Below are 12,475 nucleotides of genomic sequence, written 5' to 3'. Positions count from 1 at the left end.
TGGCTTTGCGGGGACTCCGGAGTTATCAATTTTGATACTTGATCAAACCATGCGCCCGATTAATCTTCGCTGTCCTCAGGAAAGGTCATTTCGTCGTACAGCTCGCTGATATTTTCCCATTCATCGTCGTCATCTATGGTGACAAGCCCAAGAGTTCCTTCAGGCGAGGAGACCACTTTCAGGATATCGAATTCTCCGCTTTGATCCCCTGGCTTTTGAAGCACAGCATAGCTCTGACCGTTGATTTCAAACTCAGCTGCAAGATCATAAACGGATGTAACTCCGTTCTCATCTTCCAGTTCCACAGTTGGACCAAAGGCTTCCTTCAGCTTGGAAGTCCATACGGCCTGATCTGCAGAGAAATCATTCATGTTCATTCCCTCCATCAAGTTCGGCGACCAGCGTATTGAACGTTTCCTCGACGATTTCCCATTCTTCGTCGTCCTCGATCATATACAGCTTCAGGTCATCTCCGTCCTCCTCATAACGGAAGGCATAGACTTCATCGGAATCATCATCTTCGGCGTCGAGCGGAACGACCATCATGTACTTGGAGTCCGATCCGTCGACCTCGAATTTCATAATGACCTCAAATTCCTCTTCATTGCCTTCGTCATCGGGAATATAAATAATTTCCGGTTCTTCTTCTTCCATACGATTACGGTCATTAGCCATTTGTATCACCCTCACCTTTTACTCTTAGAGTCCAAATAGTTTTGCAAAATCAAGCTGGCAGCCATTTTATCCACGACCTGCCTGCGTTTCTTCCGGCTGACGTCCGCTTCAAGCAGCGTCCTTTCGGCGGATACCGTCGTCAGCCGCTCATCCCACAGGTGAACCGGCAAGTTCAGCATGTCTTTCAGCTTATCCGCAAACTCTATGCAGATTTCGCCGCGCGGACCAATACTGCCGTTCATATTCTTAGGGAGGCCAACCACGATTTCTTCCACTTCCTGCTCACGGACCAGATCCGCGATCCGCTGCATTTCCGCCCCGTCGCGGCGGCGCTCGACCACTTCAAGTCCCTGGGCGGTCCAGCCGAACAAATCGCTCACGGCCACCCCGATTTTGCGGTCCCCGTAATCGAGTCCCATAATCCTCATAAAGCTCTCCTATCGGTGATTGGCTAGATAGAACCGGACCAGCTCTTCAATTAACTCATCACGCTCTTTTTTTCGAACCAAGCTTCTCGCGTTGTTTTGGCGTGGTATATAAGCGGGGTCTCCGGATATCAGGTAGCCGACGATCTGGTTAATCGGGTTATAGTCCTTCTCCACCAGCGCGTCGTATACCGTCAGAAGGATATCCTTTGCAGAGGCCTCCTTCTCATCACCCTTCACGTTAAACTTGACTGTCTTATCCATGGAATCCATTTGTGACACCTCGCTTCTTCAAAAACATGTCCATGCATGCTTTGACGAATTGAATCTTTAAGGTTCCCTACTTTTTCTATCATACCATACCGGGCCGCGCCGAAGGTAACTCCACGGAAATAAAAAACAAAAATTTTACAAAATCCCGGATAGCGCCGAGTCTTTACAATGTATTGGATGCTGAAGGCAATTATGCTATGCCTAAATCCCAGATCCAACCAATTGCTCTGCCAGCTTCAAAGCCTCTTCCAGCTTGCTGGCGTCCTTGCCGCCGGCCTGGGCCATATCGGGCCGTCCGCCGCCTCCGCCGCCGCAGACTGCAGCGATTTCCTTCACCAGTTTGCCTGCATGCAGCCCCGACTTCACGAGCTCCTGCGGAACGGAAACGACGAAGTTCACCTTCTCGTCCATGGCTGCGCCGAGCACCAGCACGGCGTTCGGGAGCTTGCCTTTCAGTTCATCGGCAATCGAGCGCAGGCCGTCCATGCTTCCTGCATTGACGCGGACTGCGAGCAGCTCTCTTCCATTCACCAGTTTCACCTGCTCAGTGAGTTGGCCGGCTTCGATCGTGCTCAGCTTGCTCTGAAGCGACTCGTTCTCGCGTCCCAGCTCTTTCAGCTGGCCGTGCAGCGCTTCGATCCTTCTTGGCACATCGTGCAGATTGGATTTGAGAAGCTCCGCGGACTGCTTGAGCAGTGACAGCTGACCTTCCAGGAATTCGTATGCCATGCGGCCGGTTACCGCCTCGATCCGGCGTACCCCCGAGCCGATACCGCTCTCGCTGACCAGCTTGAAGATTCCGATCTCGGACGTATTGTTCACGTGGCATCCACCGCACAGTTCCAAGCTGTAATCGCCGACCTGCACGACGCGGACGATATTGCCGTATTTTTCGCCGAACAGAGCCATGGCGCCCATCGCTTTGGCTTCGTCGAGCGATTTATATTCTATCGTTACATCAGTGCCTTTCCAAATTTGTTCGTTCACACGGTGTTCGATATCCGCCAGTTCTTCCGGCGTGATGCTGCCGAAATGCGAAAAATCGAAACGCAGGCGCTGCGGCTCTACGAGCGATCCGGCCTGGTTGACGTGGGTGCCGAGCACTTCCTTCAGCGCTTTGTGAAGGAGGTGAGTCGCCGTATGGTTCTTTTCGATGTCTCTGCGCTTGTCATGATCGACTTCCGCTTTGACCGTCTCCCCGACCTTGAGCTCGCCGGCTTCCACCGTCACCTGGTGCACATGCTGTCCATGTGGCGCCTTGAAGAGACCCTCCACTTTCACCGTCACCGATCCACCGCGAAGCAGACCCTGGTCGCTGACCTGGCCGCCGCTCTCGGCGTAGAACGGAGTGACGTCAAGCACCACTTGGGCGCTTTGTCCTTCCCCGGCGATATCCACCATCGCGTCATCCACAATGATCGTTACAATTTTCGACTCGGTTACCGTGTCATTATATCCAACAAATTCACTTTTAACCGTATAATCGGACAGGACGCCGCCCTGAACCTTCATGCCGCCGCTCTCCTGGCGGGCTGCACGCGCGCGGTCGCGCTGCTCCTGCATCGCCGCATCAAAGCCTTCGCGGTCGACGGTCAGTCCATGCTCAGCCGCATAGTCTTCCGTCAGGTCGAACGGGAAACCGTACGTATCGTACAGCTTGAATGCGTCGCTGCCGCCGATTTGCTTCGTGCCCTGCTCCAGCGCCTGTTTGCTGATTTCCTCGAGGATCGCCAGGCCGTCGGACAGCGTTTCATGGAAACGTTCTTCCTCCGTGGAAATCACCTTCTCGATGAATTCACGCTTCTCCACCACGTTCGGATAGTAGACGCCCATAATATCGCCGACGGTTTCCACCAGGCTGTACAGGAACGGACGGTCAAGACCCAGCACTTTGCCGTAGCGTACGGCACGGCGCAGCAGACGGCGGATGATGTAGCCGCGGCCTTCATTCGACGGAAGAACACCATCGGCTACCGCGAAGGTAACGGTACGCACATGGTCGGCAATGACCTTCAGCGCGATGTCGCTCTCTAAGCTGGCATTGTATTTAACACCGGCCAGCTCGGCCGTTTTTTGAATGATCGGCTGGAACAGGTCGGTGTCGAAGTTGGAATCGACGTTTTGCAGAATGGATGCAAAGCGTTCCAGTCCCGCTCCGGTATCGATGTTCTTGTTCGGAAGCGGCGTGTAGGAGCCGTCCTTGTTATGGTTGAACTGCGAGAACACGAGGTTCCACACTTCCAGGAAGCGTTCGTTCTCCCCGCCCGGATACATTTCCGGATCGGACAGGTCGCCGTAGGCTTCGCCGCGGTCATAGAAAATTTCCGTACAAGGACCGCATGGGCCTTCGCCGATGTCCCAGAAGTTATCCTCCAGCTTCACGATCCGCTCAGCCGGCAGGCCGATCTTTTCGTTCCACAGCTTAAAGGCTTCTTCGTCCTCCGGATATACCGTGACCGACAGGCGTTCAGGATCGAATCCGATCCATTCCTTGCTGGTCAGAAATTCCCAAGCCCATGTAATGGCCTCTTCCTTGAAGTAGTCGCCGATGGAGAAGTTGCCGAGCATTTCAAAAAACGTATGGTGCCGGCGGGTCTTACCTACATTTTCGATATCGTTGGTACGAATGCATTTCTGCGAGTTCGTGAGCCGGGGATTTTCGGGACTGATGCGTCCGTCAAAATACGGCTTCAGCGGGGCCATGCCCGCGTTGATCCACAGCAGGGAGGGATCGTTATGCGGCACGAGCGAAGCGCTCGGCTCGATCTGGTGTCCCTTGCTTGCAAAAAATTCAAGCCATTTGGAACGTATTTCACTTGCTTTCATATTAAACAGCCTCCAGCTCTCTCGTAAATTGCATGCAAATGGACGGTTTAAAACAGAAAAACGCCCCTGATCAGATCAGGGACGAATGAATTCGCGGTACCACCCTGGTTACCGCCTGAACGACTGCCGGTCGCCGAACGCCGGCTGCCAGCTTGAATCAGGCGATCGCCTTGTAAGGCCGTTAACGGGGCCACCCGGTGAATTTGTCACACTCCGAAATCAGCTTTCCGGTCAGTATCGCTTGGGGGCTCTTGCAGCCGTCACGCTAATCGTGAAGGAGCCCTTCTCTGAGCAAGGAGGAACTGCCGTACTTCATTTCATCGCCGTTTTGTCCGTTTTTGCATAGTAATGACTGAATTATATCCGAAAGCGCTGACGCTTGTCAAACCGCTCTACGTCGTCTTCCGCTTGATGTAATAGGCAAAGAAGTGCTGAATGATGACCTTGAGTACCGCGAATAAAGGCACCGCCAAAATCAATCCGACGATTCCCGCAATCTCCCCGCCGACCAACAAAGCGAAGATGATCAGCATCGGGTGCAGATGCAGCTTCTTCCCCACGACCTGAGGCGATACGATATTGCTCTCCAGCAGCTGGCACATCCAGTTCACGATGATGACCATCAGCACCATTTTCCAGGATATCGTCGAGGCCATGACCACAGCAGGCGCCGCTCCCAAAAACGGGCCGAGGTAGGGCACGATGTTGAATACCGCGACGATGCTCGCCATCAGCAGGGCATACGGCATGCCGACGATCATATATCCGATGTAAGCGAGGATGCCGACGATGAGGCACACCAGAAACTGCCCGCGGACGTAATTGCCGAGCGCCTCGTCGATTTCCTTCAGCAGTCTGACGGAAGCCTTGCGGTGGGTCCGCGGCAGCAGCGATACGACCGCCCGCTCGAATACGTCGAAATCTTTTAATATGTAGAAAATCAAAAACGGGATGATGAAAATGTTCAGCACGATATTAATGGTACTGCCGATATGATCCATGAAATTGGAGATTCCCTTGGCCAGCCGGTCCTCCCACTGCAGCAGCCACCGATCCACCCCCTCCTTGATCCCCATCGGGAACGCATGGTTATCCAGGTTGTTCATAATGTTCTGGGCATGCATCGTCATCTCCGGCAAATGCTCGTTCAGTTCTTCCATCTGCTCGATCAGCATCGGAATCAAATTGATCAGGATTACCGCAAGGCAGGTGAGAAAAACGGCGTAGATCAGCAGTACGGCGATTCCCCTTGGCATTTTCCGCGCAGCCAGCATGCATACCACCGGATTTAGCACGTAGGAAATGATCATCGCTACGACAAAGGGAGCCAGGATCGCTTTAAGGAATTGATAGAGATTTATGAACATCGGCCGAAGCTGCCAAATAAAATACAGAATAATTAGCCCGAGCAGGATCCAAATCATCCCCCGGAACCATTTGTTGGCCGTCAGTTTATCCACCCTTGTCTCCTCCTTCCGGACGTGCTGTCATGATAGTATATGTCCCGAAATTCGAAATTAACCTATCGGTTGCCATAGGAGAAGATTTGCGCGCAAACGCAAAGAAACCCGGATACCGGCGTCGCCATGCAGGCGATAACGGGTATGGGTTTCCAAGATGACGGCAATAAGACCGTGTATATCCCTTCCGCTTATCGATGCTATGTAACATTCAAATGATTGAAGCTGTCGGGGTGAATCACCCTTGTGGATCGTACAAAGCTAAGACAAACCACAATTAGCGGAAGAGGCGGCTTCATCACGCAGCCTTTATCAGAAAAATATTCGCATGAACCGAAAGGCCCCGCGGAACTGTTCTGACTGGTACATGCATAATCTTTAAGAGGAAGCGTGCAGATGAGGGAAATCCTGAGGAATCTCCTCAAAAAACAAATCGTCCAGCGAACTGAGCGTACCGTCTTCTTCTACCTGGTATACGGACATTTTCTCCCCGTTGACCGTCAGTTCGATAAAGCAGCCCCAGCAGTAAAATTGGTGGGAACCGATCTTGCCTATATCTTTGGAATTGCAGTTAGGACATCTCATATTCATTGATCACCTATCCGTTAACAGAATTAATGGCTTTTTCCAAACGCTGTTCGCTCATAGGCGGAACCATTACCGCATTCTCCCCTATGGACATTTCCGTGGTGCAGGGCAGCCATTTCCGCCCTTCGATCAAATCCGAAACAAATCCGTCGCTTATTTCGAGACCTAATATTGTATTTCCCATTTCCTGGTCAAAATAAACGTCCGTTACTTTACCAAGCATCGTACCGTCCTCGGTAAGCACGTCCAGATCCTTCAATTTATTTTTACCCAAAAGATAGGTGTATTGTATGTCGTCGGCATCCGTCTTGCGAACAGCCTGTTTATTACGAATCATCACAGCATCTTCGCCATAAGCGACGACGTCCTCCCAGGACACCGTCTTCGCCGCGCTGGAGAACAATCCTTTGCCTTCCAGCTCAAGACCTTGAATTTTCCAATCTTCGGTGATGATAAAATCGTATATTTTGCCGATCTCCTTGCCTTCTTCCACATCAAATACGGCAAGTCCGATCATCTCTTGGAATTTCATGGCCAGGATCCCACCTTACCCTCTTCAAATTGAAACAAATGCCTTCGCGTTACCGGAGTCAGCCAATCCAATGCGGCACCCGCAGGTCGATTTGTCTCGCGAACGGTATGGAGCACTCATCCCTCCCTCTCCATGCATGGAGAATCCCTACCTTACTTACGTAAGACGACGCAGAATGGTTCCAATTTTTTGGGCTGTGTACTCCATATCTTCAGTAGTATTACCCAAACCAAAGCTGAAACGAATCGCAGAACGCAAAACATTTTGAGGGAGCTGCATCGCCTGCAGCACATGGGACAGCTCCAGCGAGCCTGACGTACAGGCCGAGCCGCTGGCCGCAGCGATGCCCTCCATGTCCAGATTCATCAAGAGCGTTTCCGTGTCCGTCTGAGGAAAGCTGATGTTCACAATGTGGGGTAAACATGCCGTGGGGTGACCATTGACGACAAATGCGTCTTGGCCGATCTCGTTTTCCAACGTGCCGATCAGGGCTTGGCGCAAACGCAGGTCATGCTCTCTCCGCTGCTCCATCTGCCCGGAAGCAATCTCTACGGCTTTGCCGAAACCGGCAATTCCGGCCATATTTTCCGTTCCGGCGCGCCGCTTCTTCTCCTGAAGTCCGCCGTGGAGGCGCGGAGCGATGACCAGTCCTTTGCGGATGTACAGCGCTCCTACGCCTTGAGGGCCGTTGATTTTGTGCGCGGAAAAGCTCATCATGTCGACGGGAAGATCATGGCCGTTGATGGGCAGCGCTCCGAGTGCCTGAACGGCGTCCACATGAAAAAGAATGTCCCGGCTTCGGGCGATCCTCCCGATTTCTTCTATCGGCTGAATCGTTCCGACCTCGTTGTTTGCGTACATGATGCTGATCAGAATCGTGTCGTCCGACAATGCCGCCTCCAGGTCTTCAACCTGAACCCGTCCGGTATGGTCTACCGGCAAATAAGTGACCCGGAATCCTTCCTTCTCCAGCTCTTCACAAGCGTGGAGCACGGCATGATGCTCAATGGATGACGTAATAATGTGGTTACCTTTAGACTTGCGCATGAAAGCTGCGCCGAATAAAGCGAGGTTGTCACTTTCCGTGCCCCCGGCGGTAAAGACGATTTCATCAGGCAGGCAGCCGAGAAACTTGGCGATCCGGTCCCTTGCCCCGTTGACGGTGCGCTTGGCCGCACGGCCGAATGCGTGAACGCTGGATGCGTTGCCGTATTGACCGGTCATGACACGCATCATTTCTTCCGCTACTTCCGGATGCACGGGAGTGGAAGCCGCATGGTCCAAGTAGATTGAATTCATAATTACACCACCTTGATCTTCTGTCTTGTGTATGATGTCTTGTGACGCAGCAAACCCAGCAGGCATCGATGGCTTACCAGCAAATGCTGAGCTCCGTATCCCAGCTCGTATCGGGGTATATGGAAACGCAACAGCTGCAAGGATTCAAAACGGGGTTCAACAACCCGTTCCGTCAACAGTAAAAACCGATAACAGACTCGCGAAAGCGGGTCTGTTTTTATATGGAAAAGATTTACTTACAAAACTTTGGAAAAAAGCGCTCTCGCAAAGCCGAATGCCACTCGCTAATGCGAGTGGCTGCAGCCTTTTGCCTAAATATAGAACATATAGTTCTCAGACTTCTCTTGCTCGTGGTAGGAAATCAGGTCCGCGAGCGTCGTCGAATCCAGCACATTGGCGATTCCGTCACGGATCCGCAGCCAAAGATTACGTTTGGCCGGATCATCCTCTTCCGTAAAATCGACCGGCGAAATCGGTCCCTCAAGCACGCGTATAACGTCTCCAGCCGTAATTTCGGAAGCCTCACGCGATAAGATGTAACCGCCGTATGCACCGCGGATGCTCTTGACGAGTCCGGCGTTCCGGAGCGGAGCGATCAGCTGCTCCAAATAGTGCTCGGAAAGTTGGTTCTTCTCGGCAATACTCTTCAGGGATGTCGGCCCTTCGCCGTATTTGGCAGCAAGCTCCATCATGATTGTCAAGCCGTAACGGCCTTTTGTCGATATTTTCAAAGGTGGCACCTCTCTCAAGTGAAATTCATGGTTTTTAGCCCTTACTCATGTATCGTTTAAATGCTTTGGTTTAACATGTCGATGGTAAATCCTAATGAAGTCAGCTTATGTAAGCTTTTTCCATATCTGCGTAATCCGATCATTTCCCTAGCCTATGTTAACATATCCAGCTCCGTTTTGGTTTAAAAAACAATGACAAAACAAAGAAATGTTCGCGACCGGTGGACAACCGATGTGGTGTGATCTGTAGACAAATGTGTTAAAATAGAGGCTATGGGCACAATCTCATATGAAAATGGTGATGACTTTTGTCTACAGATAATCGAAATACGCGTGTCGTCGTCGGCATGTCCGGCGGTGTCGACTCATCCGTAACCGCGCTGCTTCTGAAGCAGCAGGGCTACGACGTCATCGGCATTTTTATGAAAAACTGGGATGACACCGATGAATTCGGCAACTGCACCGCAGAAGACGACGCTGAAGATGTCCGCCGCGTCTGCGAGCAGATCGACATCCCTTATTACACGGTGAACTTCGAAAAGGAATATTACGATAAAGTATTTTCCTATTTTCTCGATGAATATAAGTCGGGCCGCACACCAAATCCCGATGTCATGTGCAACCGGGAGATCAAATTCGGTGAATTCCTTGCGAAAGCGATGAATTTGGGCGCCCAATATGTAGCCACCGGCCACTATGCCCGCGTCGTCGAGCAGGACGGCGTCTATACGCTGCTGCGCGGCGTGGACAGCAACAAGGATCAGACCTACTTCCTGAACGCGCTCAATCAGCAGCAGCTGTCGAAGGCGATGTTCCCCATCGGACATCTGCCTAAGCCGGAGGTCCGCCGGATCGCGGAAGAAGCCGGGCTCTATACCGCCAAGAAGAAGGACAGCACCGGGGTATGCTTTATCGGAGAACGCAATTTCAAAGAGTTCTTGAGCCAATACCTGCCTGCCCAATCCGGCCAAATGGTCGATATCGCAACCGGCGAAGTCAAAGGCCGCCATGACGGTCTCATGTACTACACGCTCGGACAGCGCCAAGGCCTTGGCATCGGCGGTTCCGGTTCGGGCGAACCGTGGTTCGTCGCCGACAAGGATCTGGAGAAGAACATTCTGTACGTCGTACAGGGGGATCAGCATCCCAGCCTGTACTCCACCGGGCTCATCGCTTCAGGCGTGAACTGGATCGCGGGACAAGGGGCCGTGCCCAAAGAGCCCTTCCAATGTACCGCTAAGTTCCGCTACCGTCAGCCCGACCAGAAGGTTACGCTGGAATGGCAGCCGGACGGAAACGTCCACGTTACGTTTGCCGAGAAGCAAAAAGCCATTACGCCCGGCCAAGCCGTCGTGTTCTACCAGGACGATGTGTGCCTGGGCGGTGGAACGATCGATAAGGTCGAGAAGGTTCAATACGAAGCTGTCATCTAAACGCAAAGCATATATGCAAGCCGCCGGCTCTTTCGAGGACCGGCGGTTTTTTGCTTGCCGTCCTTAAAGATTCTCCCCGCCATCATTATTATCCTGCTGTAATCGCAAAACTAATCCCCAGGTATGCTCTGAGTTTTCCCGGGCACCGGCCGTTCAGGACGGATCCTTCCGGAGCTGCTGGTTATGCCGGATTTTCGCCTCGTTGCCCTGCTCCGACGCTTCATAGAATGCCCGGCCGGCGATCTCCTTCGGCAAGTAGTCCTGCTTCACGTAATGGCCGGGATAATTGTGCGGATATTTGTATCCTTCATGACCCAGCTTGACGGCGCCCTTATAGTGTGTGTCCCGCAAATGGAGCGGTACTTCCGCGGATTTGATCTCGTCCATGGCGGACATCGCATTCGAAATCGCCGTGTAGACCCTGTTGGATTTCGGGCTCTCCACCGCAAACAGGATCGCCTGCGCGATGTTCAGCTTTGCCTCCGGCCAGCCGTTGTTCCGGTAAGCGTCCAGCGCGCTGACGGCCTGAACCATCGCCTGCGGGTTTGCCAGCCCGATATCCTCGCTGCTGGCGGCAATCAGCCGGCGGATGAACACCATCGGGTCCATGCCCAGCTTCTCCACCGCGTAGAGGAACCAGAACAGCGCGGCATCGCTCGAGCCGCGAATGCTCTTATGAAACGCCGAAAGCACGTCATACTGGGTCGACTCATCCGCGCGCACGATCGGCCGGCGGATTGACTCCTCCGCCACTTCGAGCGTGATATGGACGGTTCCGTCCGCCTCGGGAGGCGTCGTCAACGCGGCCAATTCCAGCGCATTCAGCGCGCGCCGGATATCCCCGTTCGCCATCGTCGCAATATGATCGAGAGCTTCCTCGTCGACCTTCAGATTCATGAAGCCGAGTCCCTTGTCCGGATCCTGCAGCGCCCGCTTCATCGCCAGCATGGAATGCTCCTTGGTGAGCGGATGAAGCTGAAACAGCGTCGAGCGGCTCATCAAGGCCCCGTTCACGTAATGGAACGGATTCTCCGTCGTCGCACCGATAAAAATGATCGTCCCCTTCTCCACCGCCGGCAGCAGCGCATCCTGGCGCGAGCTGTTAAAGCGGTGGACCTCGTCCAGAAAGAGGATCGTTTTCGTGCCGTACATCGATTTATTGGTCTGGGCCTGGTCGATGACCTCGCGGACATCCTTGACGGAAGCGTCAACGGCATTCAGCCGGACGAAGTCCGCCTGCGTATGCTGCGAAATTATATGGGCGAGCGTCGTCTTACCGCATCCCGGCGGCCCGTACAAAAGGATGGAGGATACCTGGTCGGCTTCGATCGCCCGGCGCAGCAGCTTGCCCGGACCGACGATATGCTCCTGCCCGATATATTCATCCAGCGTGGTCGGTCGCATCCGGTCGGCCAGGAGCCGTGCTCCCGGATTCGATTCCTGCTGGAAAGAGAATAAGTCCATTCTATTCACGTCCTTGAAGTCTAAAATGCATGTCCCTGCGGAACATAGCTGTTCTTCTATCATACCATACCCGGCCGGGAGAGTTCATTTCCTTCTCTTCTGTGAGAACGGGGGCGAGCTCAAGACGGGTTCGGACGGCGGTATGCCTTTTCGTGAAAACGCAGGATCGACTTAAACAGTTCCTCACCACCGTCATGCGACTCGACGGGATGGGCGGGATCCAGGCTGAGGTACATCGCCCGATACGTTTCCGGTACCCAAATATACGAATGCACGTATGCCGCCTGTGTAAACCCCGCCTTTTCCCAAAAGGCGATTCTGCCGGCGTTTTCCTCCGATGGATCGGCTTCTGCTTCAATCACGATGCCTCTGCAGCGCTTGCTGCGGGCCCATTCCCGTAAGTCCTGCAGGCATGCGAGACCGGCGCCCCGTCCCCTGAGACTTCCCCGTACGGCAATGTAATCGATGACCAGCAGGTTTTCCTTGGCATCCATGCCGGTCAGGGCCATGGCTGCAGCGGCTTGTCCGTCGTTCCAGACGTGCAGTGCACACAGTCCCCTTTCAAACATGCGCATGACGATCGATTTCGTTTTCCGCCCATGCTCCGGAAAAGCCTCCTCATAGATCGGCTCCGCCTGCTGCCACATCGCTTCATTCCAATGTTCCGTCACCTGATGCTGCATCGTTCGCTGGTCTCCTTCATTATCGTTCATTTTCTATAAATAAGTTGTCATGCTTTTATTATAATGGCCCGCATGACGAAAAACAC

At 53.2% G+C, this 12,475-nt stretch carries 13 protein-coding genes; 1 reads left to right on the top strand and 12 read right to left on the bottom strand.

Translation table 11 applies throughout. From position 1 onward, the window contains the following. Positions 1–59 precede the first annotated feature (59 nt). The 10 genes from CJP46_RS32615 to cymR all read right to left on the bottom strand — a co-directional run bounded on the left by CJP46_RS32615 (position 60) and on the right by cymR (position 8,809). The gene (locus CJP46_RS32615; RefSeq protein ID WP_094599792.1) at positions 60–371 is read right to left on the bottom strand and encodes a DUF1292 domain-containing protein; all 312 of its coding nucleotides are present in this window, start codon (positions 369–371) and stop codon (positions 60–62) included. After that, entirely contained in the window at positions 364–675 is a 312-nt protein-coding gene (locus tag CJP46_RS32610; RefSeq protein ID WP_094599791.1) for a DUF1292 domain-containing protein, read from the bottom strand. Before CJP46_RS32610 ends, CJP46_RS32615 begins: the two co-directional genes overlap by 8 nt. Before the next feature lie 11 nt (positions 676–686). Further along, entirely contained in the window at positions 687–1,103 is a 417-nt protein-coding gene (gene ruvX / locus CJP46_RS32605; protein ID WP_094599790.1) for a Holliday junction resolvase RuvX, read from the bottom strand. 9 nt (positions 1,104–1,112) lie between these two features. After that, positions 1,113–1,373, bottom strand: coding sequence for an IreB family regulatory phosphoprotein (locus CJP46_RS32600; RefSeq protein ID WP_076169644.1), 261 nt, complete (start codon positions 1,371–1,373; stop codon positions 1,113–1,115). 201 nt (positions 1,374–1,574) lie between these two features. Next, complete coding sequence (gene alaS / locus CJP46_RS32595; protein ID WP_094599789.1) at positions 1,575–4,199, bottom strand: alanine--tRNA ligase; 2,625 nt, start codon at positions 4,197–4,199, stop codon at positions 1,575–1,577. A 392-nt stretch (positions 4,200–4,591) separates the two neighbouring features. After that, positions 4,592–5,623, bottom strand: a complete 1,032-nt coding sequence (locus CJP46_RS32590; protein WP_373558067.1) for an AI-2E family transporter — start codon at positions 5,621–5,623, stop codon at positions 4,592–4,594. Positions 5,624–6,037: 414 nt separating this feature from the next. Beyond that, a complete protein-coding gene (locus CJP46_RS32585) occupies positions 6,038–6,244 on the bottom strand; it encodes a hypothetical protein (protein WP_076169641.1) in 207 nt (68 codons plus the stop codon). Between the two features lie 13 nt (positions 6,245–6,257). After that, entirely contained in the window at positions 6,258–6,779 is a 522-nt protein-coding gene (locus CJP46_RS32580; RefSeq protein ID WP_094599787.1) for a PRC-barrel domain-containing protein, read from the bottom strand. 156 nt (positions 6,780–6,935) lie between these two features. After that, positions 6,936–8,078, bottom strand: coding sequence for a cysteine desulfurase family protein (locus CJP46_RS32575; RefSeq protein ID WP_094599786.1), 1,143 nt, complete (start codon positions 8,076–8,078; stop codon positions 6,936–6,938). A gap of 311 nt (positions 8,079–8,389) precedes the next feature. Beyond that, positions 8,390–8,809 carry a cysteine metabolism transcriptional regulator CymR gene (gene cymR, locus CJP46_RS32570; protein WP_094599785.1) on the bottom strand — a complete coding sequence of 140 codons (420 nt, stop codon included), beginning with the start codon at positions 8,807–8,809 and terminating at the stop codon, positions 8,390–8,392. 308 nt (positions 8,810–9,117) lie between these two features. On the opposite strand from cymR, the gene mnmA reads away from it, so the two are divergent. Then, entirely contained in the window at positions 9,118–10,242 is a 1,125-nt protein-coding gene (gene mnmA, locus CJP46_RS32565; protein WP_143813070.1) for a tRNA 2-thiouridine(34) synthase MnmA, read from the top strand. Positions 10,243–10,395: 153 nt separating this feature from the next. Here the strand turns inward: mnmA and CJP46_RS32560 are convergent, their stop codons facing one another. Together CJP46_RS32560 and CJP46_RS32555 are read right to left on the bottom strand one after the other, a co-directional pair. Beyond that, the gene (locus CJP46_RS32560; protein WP_094599784.1) at positions 10,396–11,706 is read right to left on the bottom strand and encodes a replication-associated recombination protein A; all 1,311 of its coding nucleotides are present in this window, start codon (positions 11,704–11,706) and stop codon (positions 10,396–10,398) included. A gap of 119 nt (positions 11,707–11,825) precedes the next feature. Next, positions 11,826–12,389: a GNAT family N-acetyltransferase gene (locus tag CJP46_RS32555; protein ID WP_179281424.1), complete on the bottom strand. Its 564-nt coding sequence runs from the start codon at positions 12,387–12,389 to the stop codon at positions 11,826–11,828. Positions 12,390–12,475: the final 86 nt, after the last annotated feature.

This window comes from Paenibacillus sp. XY044, from assembly GCF_002257645.1.
GTDB lineage: Bacteria > Bacillota > Bacilli > Paenibacillales > Paenibacillaceae > Paenibacillus_AQ.
The sequence above is the reverse complement of the archived record's forward strand: the minus strand, read 5'-3'. Positions and strand labels throughout refer to the sequence as shown.